Consider the following 16,221-nt stretch of genomic DNA (forward strand, 5'->3'; position numbering starts at 1 on the left):
CAACCCAGCCGAGAATAATCCGGCGGTTCGGGGAGTAGTGCGGTGCGGTGTCTACGGTTGCGTAACAGCGGGCGCGGCGGGCTCCAGGCCGTCCAGCACCTTGGACAGCCGTTCCAGTACATGGACGGCCTCGGCGAGCTCCGCCTGCCCGAACGCCTCCGCCAGCCGGTCGGCGAGGGCCTCGTGCCCGGGATCGATACGGGCGACCGCGGCCCGCCCGGCCTCCGTGGGCGCGAGCAGCTTGGCGCGCCGGTGGGCGGGGTTGGGCCGGTACTCGGCGAGGCCGTGCTCCACCAGCAGGTCGGCGACGCGCTGGACGCTCTGCCGGGTGATGCCCATGGCACGGGCGATGCCGGACACGGGCAGCGGGTCACCGAGCACCGCGCCGAGCACCTGCCACCGGGCGGCGGTGAGCCCGGCGGGCCCGGCCAGCTCCTCGGCCACGGCGAGGAACTGGCCGTTCAGCCGGAACACCCCGAGGGCGCTGCGGCTGAGCAGATCCTGTCGCTCCAGGCTCACCGGCCGGCCGTCGCCTTCTCCAGTACCTCGTACGCCGCCGCGTCGGAGTCGTGGAACAGCCGGTACCAGGCGTCCAGCACCTCGCCCTCGTACACGCCGAGCAGCCGGAAGATCTCACGCGCGAAGGCGACCGGCTCGGTCGGGCCCGCGGTGATCAGGTTCGAGTCGGTGACCGCGTCCGCCTCGACGTACCGGTCGCCGCCCGCGTAGCCGGTCGCCGCCAGGTAGAAGGAGACCGCACCGGTGTGGTCCCGGTCGTCCAGCAGCCCCTCGCGGGCGAGTCCCGCGGTGGCCCCGCAGATCGCGGCGACGGGCACCCCGGCGTCGAGGAACGCGCGCGCCGTGCGGGCGAAGGGCGCGAGGTCGTCGGAGGTGTCCCAGAGGTCGGCGCCCGGCAGGATCAGCAGGGAGCTGTCCTCGGGCCGTACGGCGTCCAGCGCCAGGTCGGGCCGGATCCGCAGTCCGCCGGTGCTGACCACCGGCTCCTCCGACCCGCCGACGGTCCGGATCTCGTACCCGTTGCGCGCGAGGTACGCCGTCGCGAACCCCGTCTCCCAGTCGGCGAGCGTGTCGTACACGGCGAGATGCACCGGCTTGTGGCTCATGGTTTCTCCTCGGTGAGCGGATCCCCGTAAAGCTTGATGACAGCAGACTGTCACTTCGACAGTAGGCTGTCAACACCGGAAGGGCTCCCCCCACGCCCGACAACCTGTCGCGGAATCGCCCCCTCCACGGAACAGGACGCCGATACCGCTTCCGCATCGCGGACATTTACGCTCACTGACATGACCCCTCAGTCCAGCCCCCAGGCCGGCGCCGCCGTGAAGGCCGCGGACCGCGCGCATGTCTTCCACTCCTGGTCCGCCCAGGAGCTCATCGACCCGCTCGCCGTGGCCGGCGCCGAGGGGTCGTACTTCTGGGACTACGACGGCAAGCGGTACCTCGACCTCACCAGCGGGCTCGTCTACGCCAACATCGGCTATCAGCACCCGAAGGTCGTCGCCGCGATCCAGGAGCAGGCCGCACACCTGACCACCTTCGCGCCCGCCTTCGCCGTCGAGGCGCGTTCGGAGGCGGCCCGGCTGATCGCCGAGCGGACCCCCGGCGACCTGGACAAGATCTTCTTCACCAACGGCGGCGCCGACGCGGTCGAGCACGCGGTGCGCATGGCCCGGCTGCACACCGGGCGCGCCAAGGTGCTGTCCGCCTACCGCTCGTACCACGGCGGCACCCAGCAGGCCGTGAACCTCACCGGCGACCCGCGCCGCTGGGCCTCGGACAGCGCGACGGCCGGGGTCGTCCACTTCTGGGCGCCGTACCTGTACCGCTCCCGCTTCTACGCGGAGACGGAGGAGCAGGAGACCGCGCGGGCGCTCGAGCACCTGGAGACGACGATCGCCTTCGAGGGGCCGGGGACGATCGCCGCGATCATCCTGGAGACCGTGCCGGGCACCGCCGGGATCATGGTCCCGCCGCCCGGCTATCTCGCCGGGGTGCGCCGGCTCTGCGACCAGTACGGGATCGTCTTCGTCCTGGACGAGGTCATGGCCGGGTTCGGGCGCACCGGTGAGTGGTTCGCGGCCGACCTGTTCGACGTGACGCCCGACCTGATGACCTTCGCCAAGGGCGTGAACAGCGGATATGTGCCGCTCGGCGGGGTCGCCATCTCCGGCGCGATCGCGGAGACCTTCGCCAGGCGGCCCTACCCGGGCGGTCTGACGTACTCCGGGCACCCGCTGGCCTGCGCGGCCGCCGTCGCGACGATCAACGTCATGGCGGAGGAGGGCATCGTCGAGAACGCCAAGAACCTGGGCGCCTCGGTCGTCGGACCGGGGCTGCGGGAACTGGCCGAGCGGCACGCGTGCGTCGGCGAGGTGCGCGGTGTCGGCATGTTCTGGGCGCTCGAGCTGGTGAAGAACCGCGAGACCCGCGAGCCGCTCGTGCCGTACAACGCGGCGGGCGAGGCCAACGCGGCCATGGCCGCCTTCGGCGCGGCCGCCAAGAAGGCCGGCGTGTGGCCGTTCGTGAACATGAACCGCACCCACTTCGTGCCGCCGCTCAACGCCTCCGAGTCCGAGATCAAGGAGGGCCTCGCAGCCCTGGACACGGCACTTTCGGTGGCCGACGAGTACACCGACTAGAACCGGACGGGACACGGACCGGAACCCGGACGGGACACGGACAGGAACCCGGACGGGACACGGACAGGACCGCGCGAGGGCCGGACGCGGACGAGTCCGGTCAGGGCGCCGCGCCCCTCGGGGGCGCGGGGAACTGCGCGACCGGACCCCACCGGCCCGCACCCTGCGACGCGACAATCGTCCAAGGTCTTGATTTCGTCGAACGCGTAAGGTGGCGTGCTCGTACATACCGACGAGCACGCCGCTTTCCCGCACCTGACGATGGAGACGCCCCGACCATGCCCGGCAGCACCGGCAACGGAGCCGTGACGCGCAGCACCCTGCGACAGCAGATCGCCGACGCGTTGCGCGACGAGGTGCTGGGGGGACGGCTCCAGCCGGGCCAGGAGTTCACCGTCAAGGAGATCGCCGAGCAGTACGGCGTCTCCGCGACCCCCGTCCGCGAGGCCCTCGTCGACCTCTCCGCGCAGGGCCTCCTGGAGGCCGACCAGCACCGGGGCTTCCGGGTCCACGAGTACTCCGTCGCGGACTTCCGGGGCATGATCGAGGCGCGCAGCCTGATCATCGAGGGCATGTTCCTCGCCCTGGACGAGGGCCGTCAGCGCCACCACAACTACGAGGACCCGCGGACCGCCGCCGCCATAGCGGGGGTGCGCCGCCGCGGCGAGGAGGCGCAGCGGGCCGCGGCCGCCGGTGACCTCACCGTCCTCATCGGCTACGACCTGCGCTTCTGGCGCGAGCTGAGTGCCCTGTTCGGCAACCCCTATCTCGCCGACTTCCTGCACCGGCTGCGGCTCCAGTCCTGGGTGTGCACGGTGCAGCACCTGCGCCGGCCGACCGATCTGCGCGGCCACCTGTGGTCCGGCCACACCGAACTGGTCGACGCCCTGTACGACCGCGACACCGCCACCGCCCGGGCGATGCTCGCCGCGTACAACGACGACTCCATCGCCCTGATCGAGCGACTGGCGGCGGAATGAGCAGGGCGCACGCCCCCGGCTCGCCCGCCCCCGGCACGTCCCCCACCGGCACGTCCCCCACCGGCACGCCCGCCCCCGCGCACCGCACCGCGCCCGTAGAACTCTCCGTCGTCATCCCCGCCTTCAACGAGGAGCGCCGGCTCGGCCCCACCCTGGACGCCGTCACCCGCTACCTCGACGCGACCGGGAGCCACTGGCGCACCTGGGAGATCCTGGTCGCCGACGACGGTTCCACCGACGCCACCCGTGAGCTGGTCACCGTCCGCCGCGACCCCCGGGTGAAGCTCGTCGCGGGCTCCGGCAACCGGGGCAAGGGCCACGCCCTGCGCCGCGGTGTCGCCGCCTGCCGGGGCCGCCAGGTACTGGTCATGGACGCCGATCTCGCCACTCCCGTGGAGGAGCTGGAGCGCCTGGAGAAGGCGCTCGCGGACGGCAACGCGGCGGCGATCGGCTCGCGGGCCGTACCCGGCGCGACCCTCGGCGACCGCCAGCACCGGATACGCGAACTCGCCGGCCGGGCGGGCAACCTGCTCATACGCAGGACGACCCTGCGCGGGACACGCGACACCCAGTGCGGTTTCAAGCTGTTCGACGGCGACAAGGCCCGCGCCGCCTTCGCCGCCTCCCGCCTCAACGGCTGGGCCATCGACGTGGAGGTGCTGCGCCACTTCCAGCGGGTCGGCTGGCCCGTCGCCGAGGTGCCCGTGCACTGGTCGCACCAGCCCGGCTCGAAGGTCCGTCCGGCGGACTACCTCCGGGTCCTGCGCGATCTGGTCCGGCTCCGGATCCCGGTGCCGAGACCCGCGGACGTCGTCGCCGTCCTGCTGTTCCTCGCGATGGCGGTGGCCCTCTACTCCGGCCGCCTCCTCGACCCGGCCCACCGCTATCTCACCGACTCCCTCCAGGACCAGAACCAGTGGGAGTGGTTCTTCGCGGTGACCGCCGACAACATCGCTCACCTGCGCAATCCCCTCTTCACCGGCCTCCAGGGCGCCCCGGACGGCGTGAACCTGATGGCCAACACCACGATGCTGGGCCTGTCCGTCCCGCTCACGCCCGTCACGCTGCTGTTCGGCCCGGCCGTCACGCTGAGCCTGGTGATGACACTGGGCCTGGCCGCGACGGCCGTCGCCTGGTACCGGCTGATCGTGAAACGGCTCGTCCGCCAGCGGGCGGCCGCCTTCGCCGGAGCCGCGCTGGCCACGTTCGCGCCGCCCATGATCAGCCACGCCAACGCGCACCCGAACTTCGTCGTGCTGTTCATGATCCCGCCGATCATCGACCGCGCGCTGCGGCTCACGGCCGGTGAACAGGTCACCCGGAACGCCGTCGTCCTCGGCCTGATGGCGGCCTACCAGTTCTTCCTCGGCGAGGAGCCGCTGCTGCTCGCCGCGATGGGCATGCTGCTGTTCGCGGCCGCCTACGCGGCCGTGCGCCCGGACGTCGCGCGGAACGCCGTACGGCCCCTGCTGAACGGTCTGGCGGTCGCCGCCGCCGTCTGTCTCCCGCTCGTCGTCTACCCGCTGGCCTGGCAGTTCTCCGGCCCGCAGAGCTACACCGGCATCGACCACGGCACCGCGCCCGGCGTCGCCAACTCCGTCCGGGCGCTGCTCTCCTTCGCCGAGCGCTCCCTCATCGCGGGCGACGCCCACCGCGCCGACGCCCTCTCCCTGAACCCGACCGAACAGAACGCCTTCTACGGCTGGCCGCTGGTGCTGCTCGCGTTCGCGATCGCGGTGGGGCTGCGGCGGCGGCCGGTGGTCAAGGCGCTGGCCGCTACGGCGGCGGCCGCGGCCGTGCTGTCCCTCGGCTCGCGCATCGCCCTCCCGCTCACCGACACCACGGTCCCCGGCCCCTGGGCCGCGCCGGCGGGCCTGCCGCTCTTCGATTCGGTCATCGAGAGCCGGGTGGCGCTGGTCTGCGCCCCGCCGCTGGGCATGCTGCTCGCCCTGGCGGTCGACCGCCTCGCCCAGGCCCGCCGGCTGGGCACGCAGTACGCCGGACTGCTCGCCGTCTGCCTCGCCCTGCTCCCCCTCGTCCCCGCCCCGCTGAAATCCGAGCCGCGCGCCGAGGTGCCCGCCTTCTTCACCGACGGCACCTGGAAGACCTACGTCCGGGGCGACGAGAGTCTGGTCCCGGTGCCGCTCGCCGAACCCGAGGACGCCGAGGCGCTGCACTGGCAGACGGCGGCCGGCCTCGGCTTCCGGATGCCCGGCGGCTACTTCAACGGACCGTACGGCGACGGCGACCGCACCGGCGTCTACGGCGTCCCGCTGCGCTTCACGGCGAGTCTGCTGCGGGACGTGCGCTACACGGGCGTCGTCCCGGTGATCGACGCCCGGGCCCGGGCCGAGACCCGCGAGGACCTCGCGTACTGGCGGGCGGGCGCGCTGGTGCTGGCCCCGCAACCGCACGAGGACCGGCTGCGTGAGACGGTGGAGAAGCTGGTCGGCCGGCCGGGTAGGCGGGTGGCCGGAGTGTGGGTATGGGATCTGCACAGGGGGAGCTGATGCGGGTCGCACCGACTAGTCTTCCCTGACCGGTCAACGTACTGAGTGAGGAGCTCTCTTTGGCCTGTGACCTGTGGCTGGTGCCACTCGTCGACGTGTTGTGCCACACCCCCGACAATCCCTTCGCCGACGAACTCGCCCAGTACAACAAGGTGCTGGCCGAGGCGGGTCTGCCGCCCGTGCCGGTGTACCAGTACATGCCGGGGCTGTCCGGCGAGGTCGCCCCGGTGGCCGGCTTCGACTACGACGCCCTGCACTTCCTGCGCCGCGCCTACCTCCTCCAGGTGTGCGGGCTGCCGGTGACGCCGGTGGACGCGCTGGGCGGCGACTACGAGCAGCTCCTGGAGATGTTCGAGGCGACGGCCCAGCAGTCGCACCTGGTCTGGCACTACGACCACGCGGGCGCCTACGTTCCGGTCGACTTCCCGCAGCCCCTGTCCAACGACGAACTCCTCGCGGGCGGCGGACCCCTGGGTTCCGCGCAGTCCCTGCTGCGGGAACTGGAGTTCGTGGCCCCGTCGATCGGCATCGATCCGGCCAATCCGCCGTTGGCTCCGCAACCGCCCGCCGGGCCCACGGAGTTGGAGGAGCCCGCCGTTCCGGCACCGTACGACTCCAGCCCCTTCGCGCGCGAGCGGCACGTCTGGCTCGGGCTGCACGCGGCGGCGACGCGGAGTCTGGCGCAGGGGTCGATGATCGTGTTCAGCTGAGCGGCCGGTCGGGTGGGCGGTCAACGGCCGAGCTGCGAGAGGCCCTTTTGTACGTCCTCCCTGTTCATCACCGGGGTGTAGGAGATCTCGGCCCCGAGGTTGAGGAAGAACGGTTCGCTGAGCACGGGCATCTGCGCGCTCTCTTCCATGTCGAAGAACAGGAAGGCGGTGCGCTTGCCGTGGTCGGTGGTGAAGTAGGCGGCCTCGGGCTTGAGCTGCGCCATGGACTCCTCGATCAGCTTCCCGAGGGTGCCGTTGCGGATGGCCTCGTTCGCCTTCTCGGTGTCCATGGACGCCTTCAGCATCATGCGCATCGCAGTCACTTCCTTCTGGTCGACACACATGTCTGTCAACCCCAGGATATGCCTGTATGCGGCATTTCTCCCCTGACTCGGGGCCGGCCGGCCGGCGTCAGAAGACGGCCGTGCCGGCCTGCGTCAGCTTCCAGTCGGCGGCGGCGAAGCCGGCCGGGTCCAGGGTTCCCTCGGACGTGACGTAGTCGATCATCAGCTGACGGATCTCATCGGTGGAGCTGTAGGCGATGTCGGCGGCGGCCATGTGCGGGTAGCCGCTGCCGCCGTTGGCGCGATAGTTGTTGACGGCGACCACGAAGACCTGGTCGTCGGCGACGGCGGCGCCGTCGTAGGTGAGGTTCCTGATCCGCGCCCCCTCCGCCTGCGCGATGTCGATGTCGTACGAGACGCCCGCCGCCGTGTCGTACATGTAGTCCCAGAAGCTGTTGGCGTTGGTCAGGGTCGCGGTGTCGACCGCCGTGCCCGCCGGCACCTGGTGGTAGTACCTCGCCGCGAACTCCAGGTAGTCCTTGAGCTGGGCGCCGGTGAGCTTCTTGCCGTACAGGGTGTTGTCGTAGATGTAGAGCCCGGCGATGTCGCGGATGGTGACGTCACCGGCCGGGATGTCGGCGGTGCGGCTGAAGGGCGCGGCGACGGAGATCAGGGGCAGGGCGGCGTCGGCGGCCGACAGCCCGGCGGCCACCGCCTTCATCTGGACCTCGTGGATGAAGTCCATGATCGGGACGTCCTTCCAGCAGGACTCCGCCGCCGACAGGTCCTGCGTGCAGGTGCCCACGGCCGTGTTGACGTACTTCACGACCAGGTCGTGGTCGGCCTTGAGGAGCCTGGTGATCTCCGGGTCCTCGTCGACGGTGCGGGGGTCGAGCGTCTGGGCCTTCTTGCCGGTGACCTTCCAGCGCCCGTGGTGGAGTTCGAGTTCGAAGTCGAAGACGGTCAGCCGATAGCCCCAGCAGTACGGCTCGGAGAGCAGGACCTCCTCGCCGGTCTCCGCGTTCTTGACGGTGTACGAGGGAACCTCGACGTGGGTGTGCCCGACGAGGATCGCGTCGATGCCGGGGACCTGCTCGGCGACGAGGTTGGAGGCGTTCTCGACGTACGGGAGCGCGTCGCCGTAGGAGGTCGATCCGTCGAGCCCGGAGTGATCGGTCAGGAAGACGACGTCACAGCCCAGCGCCCGCAGTCTCGGCACGTACTTCTTCGCCTGTTCCACCAGCCCCGGGAAGACCATCCTGCCGCTGACGTTGTCCTTGTCCCACAGGGCGATGCCGGGGTTGGTGAGCCCCAGGATGCCGACCTTGATGTCGGGGGCGCCCGGGACGCGGATCTTCTTGACCGTGTACGGGGCGAAGGCGGGCCTGAGGGTCTTGGCGTCCAGCGCGTTCGCGCCGAGCAGCGGGAAGCGGCACTGCTGCTCGAACTTCCGCAGCACCTCGATGCCGTAGTTGAACTCGTGGTTGCCGAGGGCGGCGGCGTCGTAGCGCATGTGGTTCATGGCGACGGCCATGGGGTGCTTCGGCCCCTGCCTGCCGTCGGTCCCGGTGATCGGGTCGACGCGCGCGAAGTAGTAGGCGAGCGAGGTGCCCTGGATGATGTCGCCGGCGTCGACGAGGAGGACGTGATCCTCGCCCTTCGCCGCCCGCTGCTGCTTGACGAGCGTGGCGACCCGGGCGACCCCGACCGAGTTGCCCTTGCTGTCCGTGTACGCGGCGTCGGTGTAGTAGTCCCAGTCGAAGACGTGACTGTGCAGGTCGGTGGTGCCCAGGATGGAGAACGACCAGGTGCGGGGCGGCTTCCCGGGCGCGTGGCCGGCGTGGCCGGTGGCGGCCTCGGCGCTACCGGAACCGACCGCTCCCGCGACGGCCACGGCCGCTCCGGTGACGGCCGACTTCTGCACGAACTCACGCCGGTTCATGGGGTTCACGGGCATACGGGGCTCCTGGAACTGGTGAGGAAGGAGGGGCAACTACCCGCGTAGATGCTTGCTTCCGCCAGTTACGGGCGTAACCGCGAACAGGCCATGGGCCGGTCAAGGATGTCCAAGACCGGCCCAAGCCGAGGTGGCCCGTGGGACTACAGGAACGAGTTGATCTCGATCGTCTCGTCCCGGCCCGGACCCACGCCGATCGCGGAGATCGGGGCGCCGGACATCTCCTCCAGCGCCTTGACGTACGCCTGCGCGTTCTTCGGCAGGTCGGAGAAGGACTTCGCCTTGGTGATGTCCTCGGACCAGCCGGGCAGGGTCTCGTAGATCGGCTTCGCGTGGTGGAAGTCGCTCTGCGAGTACGGAAGTTCCTCGACGCGCTTGCCGTCGATCTCGTACGCCACGCAGACCGGGATCTGCTCCCAGCCGGTCAGGACGTCGAGCTTCGTCAGGAAGAAGTCCGTCAGGCCGTTCACGCGGGTCGCGTAGCGGGCGATGACCGCGTCGAACCAGCCGCAGCGGCGGTCACGACCGGTCGTCACGCCCCGCTCGCCGCCGATGCGGCGCAGCGCCTCGCCGTCCTCGTCGAACAGCTCGGTCGGGAACGGGCCCGAGCCGACGCGGGTCGTGTAGGCCTTCAGGATGCCGATGACCCGGCTGATCTTCGTCGGACCCACGCCCGCGCCCGTGCAGGCGCCGCCCGCGGTCGGGTTCGACGAGGTGACGAAGGGGTACGTGCCGTGGTCGATGTCGAGGAGCGTGCCCTGACCGCCCTCGAAGAGGACGACCTTGTCCGCCTCGAGCGCCTGGTTGAGGAGCAGGACCGTGTCGGTGACGTACGGAGCGAGCTTCTCCGCGTAGCCGAGCAGTTCCTCGACGACCTGGTCGACCGCGATCGCACGGCGGTTGTACAGCTTGGTCAGCAGCTGGTTCTTGCCGTCCAGCGCCGCCTCGACCTTCTGGGTGAGGATCGACTCGTCGTACAGGTCCTGGACCCGGATGCCGACCCGGTTGATCTTGTCGGCGTAGGTCGGGCCGATACCGCGGCCGGTGGTGCCGATCTTGCGCTTTCCGAGGAAGCGTTCCGTCACCTTGTCGACAGTGACGTTGTACGGGGTGATGATGTGCGCGTTGCCGCTGATCAGCAGCTTCGACGTGTCGACGCCGCGCTCGTTCAGACCGCTCAGCTCGGAGAGCAGGACCGACGGGTCGACAACGACACCGTTACCGATGACCGGCGTACAGCCGGGTGACAGAATTCCCGAAGGGAGCAGGTGGAGTGCGTACTTCTGGTCGCCCACGACGACCGTGTGGCCGGCGTTGTTGCCGCCCTGGTAACGCACTACGTAATCCACCGAGCCACCGAGAAGGTCGGTGGCCTTTCCCTTGCCTTCGTCACCCCACTGAGCACCGAGCAGCACAAGTGCGGGCACGCGCGTACACCCCTTCCGGGTGGGGCATGTCCAAGGCCAGGGGCGTACGCGGTGGCACTTTCCACCGCGTGCACCACGTGCACCGCGACCGTCGTCGGTCGCCGCTTGTCGGACCCGGATGCCCCGGAATAGACCAAGCCCCTGGCGCAATAGCGCAAGGGGCTCTTGCACAAAGATGCTACCCGAGGAAGCGAGGCAGGACCGAGGTGGCGACTTTCGCGACGTCCGATCAGCTGCTGGTGATCATCGATCCGGTCGCCCGGCGCTGGGACGGGGAGTCCGTACGCATCGCGAAAGACGTGCTCAGCGCGGGTGCGGCGAGTACGAAGGTGTGCCTGCCCGAGGACCAGGACGAATTCGCCCGGGTGCTGGCCCGGCGGGGCTCGCGGCGGCCGGTGGTCGTCGGCGACGACCGCGCGCTGATGCGGGCGGTGGCCCTGCTGCACCGCCAGCGGGCCCTGGCCGAAACCGTGCTGTCGGTGGTGCCGGTGGGTGCGGGCCTGGGCGTCTCGCACGCCCTGGGGGTGCCCTCGGGTGCGGTGGCGGCGGCCCGGGCCGTCCTGGACGGCGCCGAGCGGCGCCTGGACGTACTGGTGGACGACAGCGACGGGGTGGTGCTGGGCGCGCTGCGGATCCCGCCGGTGCCGCTCGCCGCGCAGTCGGACCCGACCGTGGCGGAGGCCGGCCTCGAACAGGGCGGTGGCCACCCCTGGCTGCGGACCTACCAGTCGCTCTTCCGGACGCTGGTGCCGTCACGGCCGTCCCGGCTCTCCGCCGCCCCGGCCACACCCGGCCCGGCCCGGCTGCGGATCGAGGTCGACGGGGTGACCCTGGTCGACCTCGACCAGCCGGTGGAGGCGGTGTCGGTGACCCCGGGACCCTCCGGCACGGCGTTCGTGCGGGTGCGGCCGCTGTCCCTGGGCGCGGTGGCGGTGCCCCTGGAGGCGCGGGGGCGGACGGTGACCGTCTCGGGCGCGGACTTCCGCTACCGGGCGGACGCGGCGGTCGCGGGGCCGGTACGCGTGCGCACCTGGACGGTGCGCGAGGGGGCGTTGGGGCTGATGCTGCCGGGGCGGTGAGTCAGGCCTGCCCGTTGTCCGGTGCCGTTCATCGTCGGTCGCTCCGTCATCAACGTCATGATGCGCCCTCCCCTCGCCACGAAACCATCCGCCACTCATGGCAGTCGCTCGACTACAGCCTCGTCGCCGGACTCGTCCTTCAGGCCCACCCCCGACCGGCCCAGCTCCCGCGCCCCGGCCAGCAGCGCCACCAGCTTCGTCGCCGCCGTCTCGTAGGCGAGGCCCAGCGGCGGGCGGATGTTGGACAGGCAGTTGCGGTCGGCGTCGGTGGTGACGCCCGGTACGGGCCGGTGGGTCAGGTACGCGCCCAGGGAGTCCGCCGCCGACATGCCGGGGCGTTCGCCGACGAGGAGCACCACGGCCGTGGCGCCCATGGCGTGCGCGATGTCGTCACCGAGGGCCACCCGGGCCTGTTCGGCGAGGACGACGGGCGCCACCCCGGTGCCGGACGGCAGCCGCGCGGTCGTCGCCCGGATCAGCGCCGCCGCGTGCTCGTGCACCGCCCGGCTGGAGAGTCCGTCGGCGACCACGAAGACGACGTCCCACCCGCCCGTGGGCAGATGGGCCCGGTCGACGGGGTTCAGCCGGCGGCCCAGGTCGGGGCGCTGGAGGTAGGTGAGGCGGTCGGGGGCGGCGCTGCGGACCCGGACCACCGAGGTGCCGGTCAGCCGCGCGGCCACCGCGTCCGGGTCGAACGGCGAGTGCACCGCGTCCCGGGCGGCGGCATGCGCCGCCTGGAGTTCCAGGCGGTGCCGGGTGGGCAGGGCGGAACCGGCCCGGCCCAGGCCGATACGGGCCTGGGTGCGCAGGCGCAGGGACGCCCACAGCTCGCCCTGGCCGTCGGTGATCCGGTTGTCGGTGACCTGGCCGTCGGTGACCTGGCCGTCGGTGATCCGGCCGTCGGTGATCTGGTTGAGGGTCATGCCGCGAGCTCCCGTCCGGTGGCGTGTCCGGTGGTCCCGCCGACGGCGGTCCCGGTGGTGGCGATCTCCGTCAACGGGTGGGCCGTTCCGGACAGTTGGCGGATGCCGCCGCGCGGGTCCAGCAGCCCGATCGAATCCAGCCATGCCTCGAACTCCGGCGCCGGGCGCAGCCCCAGCACCTCCCGCAGGTACAACGCGTCGTGGTACGAGGCCGACTGGTAGTTGAGCATGATGTCGTCGCCGCCAGGGGTGCAGATCACGAAGGAGGCCCCGGCCACGCCGAGCATCGTCAGCATCGTGGCGATGTCGTCGTCATCGGCGTCGGCGTGGTTGGTGTAGCAGATGTCCAGGCCCATGGGCAGGCCGAGCAGCTTGCCGCAGAAGTGGTCCTCCAGGGCGGCGCGCAGGATCTGCCGGCCGTCGTAGAGGTACTCCGGGCCGATGAAGCCGACGACCGTGTTCACCAGCAGCGGGTCGTAGCGGCGGGCGACCGCGTACGCCCGCGCCTCGACCGTCTGCTGGTCGACCCCGTGGTGGGCGCCGGCGGAGAGGGCACTGCCCTGCCCGGTCTCGAAGTACATGACGTTCCGGCCGACCGTCCCCCGCTCCAGCGCCAGAGCCGCCTCGTACGCCTCGTCGAGCAGGCCGAGGGTGACCCCGAAGGAGGCGTTCGCGGCCTGGGTGCCCGCGACGGACTGGAAGACGAGGTCGACGGGGGCGCCCCGCTCCATCAGGTCCACGCTGGTGGTGACGTGGCACAGCACGCAGGACTGGGTGGGGATCGCGTACCGGCCGATCACCCCGTCCAGCAGTTCCAGCAGGTCCCGTACGGCCTTCGGGCTGTCGGTGGCCGGGTTGACGCCGATCACCGCGTCGCCGGAGCCCAGCAGGAGGCCGTCGAGAAGCGCCGCCGCGACGCCCGCCGGGTCGTCGGTCGGGTGGTTGGGCTGGAGGCGGGTGGCCAGTCGGCCCGGCAGCCCGATGGTCGAGCGGAACGCGGTCACCACCCGTATCTTCCGGGCCACCGCCACCAGATCCGCGTTCCCCATGAGCTTGGAGACGGCGGCCGCCATCTCCGGGGTGAGCCCCGGCGCCAGCGCGGCCAGTGTCACCGCGTCCGCGGCCTCCGACAGCAGCCACTCCCGCAGCTCACCGACCGTCCTCGACGCCACCGGCGCGAAGGCGGCCGGGTCGTGGGTGTCGAGGATCAGCCGGGTGACGTCGTCGTCCTCGTAGGGGATCAGGGGCCGGGTCAGGAAGTCGGTCAGCGGCACGTCCGCCAGCGCCCAGCGCGCGGCGACCCGCTGCCGGGCGTCCTGCGCCGCGAGACCGGCCAGGCGGTCGCCGGAGCGTTCGGGGCTCGCGGCGGCGAGCAGCCGGGCGAGCGAGTCGAAGCGGTACCGCTCGCCGCCGAGGGTGGAGGTGTAGGCGCTCATGGCGGCGACCGTACGAGGCGCGTGTTGCGACCAGATTTCTCAAGGGTCTGCCAGATTTCTAAAGGTCTGGTTGACAAGCATTTAACGCCCCGACACCCTTGACCGACTCATTCGGGCTACAGAGTTCCGGTCCAGCACACCAGCGGACGACCAGAGAGGGGCCACCCGATGGCAGTGGACGAGGGCGTCGCCTCAGCGGCGGGCGCGGCGACGGACACAGCGGCGAAATCAGGCGAGGAAGGCACCGTTCACCGGCTCAAGCCCAACGCCATCGGTCTGCTCGGGGTGGTCTTCATGGCCGTCGCGACGGCCGCGCCGATCACCGCGATGACCGGCAACGTGCCCTTCATGGTGTCGTCGGGCAACGGCATCGGCGCCCCGGCGAGCTATCTCGTCGCAATGGTCGTCCTGGCAATCTTTTCCGTCGGCTTCACCTCGATGGCGAAGCACATCACCTCGACGGGCGCCTTCTACGGCTTCATCTCCTACGGCCTCGGCCGCTCGGTCGGGCTCGCCTCGGGGCTGCTCGCGACCTTCGCGTACGTGGTGTTCGAGCCGGCGCTGATCGGCATCTTCTCGACCTTCGCCACCACCACCCTGCACGACCAGACGGGCCTCGACATCCCCTGGTGGGCGTTCGCGGTGCTGATGCTCGCGGTCAACGCGACGGGCACCTGGTTCGGCGTCTCCGTCGCCGAGAAGCTGCTCGTCGTCCTGCTCGCCACCGAGGTGACGATCCTCGCGGCGATGGCGGTCTCGGTCGCCTTCCACGGCGGCGGCCCGGACGGCTTCAGCATCGACCCGGTCAACCCGGTCAACGCCTTCAAGGGGACCAGCGCGGGCCTCGGACTCTTCTTCGCGTTCTGGTCCTGGGTCGGCTTCGAGTCGACGGCCATGTACGGCGAGGAGTCGCGCAACCCGAAGAAGATCATCCCCAAGGCCACGATGATCTCGGTGCTGGGCGTCGGCGTCTTCTACGTGTTCGTCTCCTGGATGGCCATCACGGGCACCGGACAGTCGTCGGCCGTGAAGGTCGCCGGCGACAACCCGCTCGGCCTGTTCTTCGGCCCCACCGAGCGGTACGTCGGCCACTGGGCCGTCGACGTCATGCAGTGGCTGATGATCACCGGTTCGCTGGCCTGCGGCATGGCCTTCCACAACTGCGCCGCCCGCTACATGTACGCCCTGGGCCGCGAGGGCGTGCTGCCCTCCCTGAAGAACACCGTCGGCCGCACCCACGCCCGGCACGGCTCCCCGCACATCGCGGGCCTGGTCCAGACCGTCGTCTCGGCCGTGCTGATCGGCGCGTTCTGGGCGGCGGGCAAGGACCCGTACACCGGTACGTACGTGCTGCTCGCGATCCTCGGCACGATGGCGATCCTGGTGGTGCAGGCGGTGTGCTCGTTCGCCGTGCTGGTCTACTTCCGCTCCCACCACCCCGAGAGCAGGCACTGGTTCAGGACGTTCACCGCCCCGCTGGTCGGCGGCGTCGCGATGCTCGCCGTGGTCACGCTGCTGGTGTCCAACATGGGGGTCGCGGCCGGGCCGGAGTCGGGTTCGCTGGTGCTGAAGGCGACGCCGTGGCTGGTCGCGCTGATCGCGGTGGCCGGCGTGGGGTACGCCCAGTACCTCAAGCGCCGGGACCCGTCCCGCTACCTGCTGCTGGGGCGGACGGTGCTGGAGGAGACGAAGGAGCGCTAGCGCGTGCCGGCCCCAGCGTGCTAGCCCTCCCCGAACACGGTGGCCCGGTGGACGCGCCAGCGTTCCATCATGGCCGAGATCTCGCCGTCGACGAACTCGAAGAAGGCGAGCGTCTCGGCCATGCGGCGTCCGGCGGGAGTGTCGCCGCCGAGGCTGGTGACGCCCTCGCGCAGCGCGCCCTCCCACCGCTTGAGCACGGTCTCGCGGTTGGTGAGAGCCTCGTACCACTGGTTGCTGTGCACCCGGTAGCGCTCGCGCCGTGAACCGGGCTCGCGCTCCCGCGAGACCATGTGCTGCTGGGCCAGGTAACGCACCGCGCCGGACACCGCCGCGGGGCTGATCCGCAGCTGGTCGCCCAGCTCGGCGGAGGTCATCGCGCCCTCGTCCGAGGAGAGGAGCGCGGCGAAGACCCGGGCGGGCATCCGCTGCATTCCGGCCTCGACGAGCTGCGCCGCGAAGGACTCGACGAACCGCGACACGGCATCGGCGTCCCGGTGACCACCGGCTTCTTCCCGCTCGACCCGTTCGTCCGCCATGGCCTCATCCTAACGTCG

The 16,221-nt window shown here is 71.0% G+C and carries 14 protein-coding genes; 6 read left to right on the forward strand and 8 right to left on the reverse strand.

What is annotated here, in order from left to right; all coding sequences use genetic code 11:
* Positions 1 to 51: 51 nt before the first annotated feature.
* Both OG933_RS20755 and OG933_RS20760 read right to left on the reverse strand, forming a co-directional pair.
* Positions 52 to 519, reverse strand: coding sequence for a MarR family winged helix-turn-helix transcriptional regulator (locus OG933_RS20755; protein WP_405628357.1), 468 nt, complete (start codon positions 517 to 519; stop codon positions 52 to 54).
* Positions 516 to 1,124, reverse strand: coding sequence for a type 1 glutamine amidotransferase family protein (locus tag OG933_RS20760; protein WP_362522321.1), 609 nt, complete (start codon positions 1,122 to 1,124; stop codon positions 516 to 518). Before OG933_RS20760 ends, OG933_RS20755 begins: the two co-directional genes overlap by 4 nt.
* A gap of 180 nt (positions 1,125 to 1,304) precedes the next feature.
* Between OG933_RS20760 and OG933_RS20765 the strand changes: the two genes are divergently transcribed.
* From OG933_RS20765 to OG933_RS20780, 4 genes are all read left to right on the forward strand, one after another.
* Positions 1,305 to 2,660, forward strand: coding sequence for an aspartate aminotransferase family protein (locus OG933_RS20765; protein WP_362522319.1), 1,356 nt, complete (start codon positions 1,305 to 1,307; stop codon positions 2,658 to 2,660).
* 278 nt (positions 2,661 to 2,938) lie between these two features.
* On the forward strand, positions 2,939 to 3,640 hold the full coding sequence (locus OG933_RS20770) for a GntR family transcriptional regulator (protein WP_383471049.1): 702 nt from the start codon (positions 2,939 to 2,941) through the stop codon (positions 3,638 to 3,640).
* Positions 3,637 to 6,150, forward strand: coding sequence for a glycosyltransferase (locus tag OG933_RS20775; RefSeq protein WP_405628361.1), 2,514 nt, complete (start codon positions 3,637 to 3,639; stop codon positions 6,148 to 6,150). Before OG933_RS20770 ends, OG933_RS20775 begins: the two co-directional genes overlap by 4 nt.
* A 59-nt stretch (positions 6,151 to 6,209) precedes the next feature.
* Positions 6,210 to 6,860, forward strand: coding sequence for a hypothetical protein (locus OG933_RS20780; protein WP_020129216.1), 651 nt, complete (start codon positions 6,210 to 6,212; stop codon positions 6,858 to 6,860).
* A 20-nt stretch (positions 6,861 to 6,880) separates the two neighbouring features.
* Here OG933_RS20780 and OG933_RS20785 read toward each other — a convergent pair whose 3' ends face one another.
* The 3 genes from OG933_RS20785 to OG933_RS20795 all read right to left on the reverse strand — a co-directional run bounded on the left by OG933_RS20785 (position 6,881) and on the right by OG933_RS20795 (position 10,528).
* Positions 6,881 to 7,174, reverse strand: coding sequence for a hypothetical protein (locus OG933_RS20785; protein WP_054241858.1), 294 nt, complete (start codon positions 7,172 to 7,174; stop codon positions 6,881 to 6,883).
* Between the two features lie 97 nt (positions 7,175 to 7,271).
* Positions 7,272 to 9,101 carry a bifunctional metallophosphatase/5'-nucleotidase gene (locus tag OG933_RS20790; protein WP_405628364.1) on the reverse strand — a complete coding sequence of 610 codons (1,830 nt, stop codon included), beginning with the start codon at positions 9,099 to 9,101 and terminating at the stop codon, positions 7,272 to 7,274.
* Between the two features lie 143 nt (positions 9,102 to 9,244).
* On the reverse strand, positions 9,245 to 10,528 hold the full coding sequence (locus OG933_RS20795) for an adenylosuccinate synthase (RefSeq protein WP_028806748.1): 1,284 nt from the start codon (positions 10,526 to 10,528) through the stop codon (positions 9,245 to 9,247).
* Positions 10,529 to 10,734: 206 nt separating this feature from the next.
* Between OG933_RS20795 and OG933_RS20800 the strand changes: the two genes are divergently transcribed.
* Positions 10,735 to 11,607 carry a diacylglycerol kinase gene (locus OG933_RS20800; protein WP_405628366.1) on the forward strand — a complete coding sequence of 291 codons (873 nt, stop codon included), beginning with the start codon at positions 10,735 to 10,737 and terminating at the stop codon, positions 11,605 to 11,607.
* 95 nt (positions 11,608 to 11,702) lie between these two features.
* Here the strand turns inward: OG933_RS20800 and eutC are convergent, their stop codons facing one another.
* Positions 11,703 to 12,530: an ethanolamine ammonia-lyase subunit EutC gene (eutC, locus tag OG933_RS20805; RefSeq protein ID WP_405628368.1), complete on the reverse strand. Its 828-nt coding sequence runs from the start codon at positions 12,528 to 12,530 to the stop codon at positions 11,703 to 11,705.
* Positions 12,527 to 13,966, reverse strand: a complete 1,440-nt coding sequence (locus tag OG933_RS20810) for an ethanolamine ammonia-lyase subunit EutB (protein WP_405628371.1) — start codon at positions 13,964 to 13,966, stop codon at positions 12,527 to 12,529. The genes eutC and OG933_RS20810 overlap by 4 nt, the downstream gene beginning before the upstream one ends.
* Positions 13,967 to 14,134: 168 nt before the next feature.
* Between OG933_RS20810 and OG933_RS20815 the strand changes: the two genes are divergently transcribed.
* Positions 14,135 to 15,667, forward strand: a complete 1,533-nt coding sequence (locus tag OG933_RS20815) for an APC family permease (RefSeq protein WP_405628374.1) — start codon at positions 14,135 to 14,137, stop codon at positions 15,665 to 15,667.
* Between the two features lie 20 nt (positions 15,668 to 15,687).
* Here the strand turns inward: OG933_RS20815 and OG933_RS20820 are convergent, their stop codons facing one another.
* Complete coding sequence (locus OG933_RS20820; RefSeq protein WP_171398517.1) at positions 15,688 to 16,203, reverse strand: GbsR/MarR family transcriptional regulator; 516 nt, start codon at positions 16,201 to 16,203, stop codon at positions 15,688 to 15,690.
* Positions 16,204 to 16,221: the final 18 nt, after the last annotated feature.

It is taken from the genome of Streptomyces sp. NBC_00016 (assembly GCF_045040885.1).
Lineage (GTDB): Bacteria > Actinomycetota > Actinomycetes > Streptomycetales > Streptomycetaceae > Streptomyces > Streptomyces coriariae.

Bases quoted from the DNA above. Each gene is read 5' to 3' on its own strand.
- OG933_RS20790 (WP_405628364.1), bottom strand. From the start codon at position 9,101: ATGCCCGTGAACCCCATGAACCGGCGTGAGTTCGTGCAGAAGTCGGCC.
- OG933_RS20770 (WP_383471049.1), top strand. From the start codon at position 2,939: ATGCCCGGCAGCACCGGCAACGGAGCCGTGACGCGCAGCACCCTGCGA.
- OG933_RS20810 (WP_405628371.1), bottom strand. From the start codon at position 13,966: ATGAGCGCCTACACCTCCACCCTCGGCGGCGAGCGGTACCGCTTCGAC.
- OG933_RS20775 (WP_405628361.1), top strand. From the start codon at position 3,637: ATGAGCAGGGCGCACGCCCCCGGCTCGCCCGCCCCCGGCACGTCCCCC.
- OG933_RS20760 (WP_362522321.1), bottom strand. From the start codon at position 1,124: ATGAGCCACAAGCCGGTGCATCTCGCCGTGTACGACACGCTCGCCGAC.
- eutC (WP_405628368.1), bottom strand. From the start codon at position 12,530: ATGACCCTCAACCAGATCACCGACGGCCGGATCACCGACGGCCAGGTC.
- OG933_RS20820 (WP_171398517.1), bottom strand. From the start codon at position 16,203: ATGGCGGACGAACGGGTCGAGCGGGAAGAAGCCGGTGGTCACCGGGAC.
- OG933_RS20765 (WP_362522319.1), top strand. From the start codon at position 1,305: ATGACCCCTCAGTCCAGCCCCCAGGCCGGCGCCGCCGTGAAGGCCGCG.
- OG933_RS20785 (WP_054241858.1), bottom strand. From the start codon at position 7,174: ATGCGCATGATGCTGAAGGCGTCCATGGACACCGAGAAGGCGAACGAG.
- OG933_RS20815 (WP_405628374.1), top strand. From the start codon at position 14,135: ATGGCAGTGGACGAGGGCGTCGCCTCAGCGGCGGGCGCGGCGACGGAC.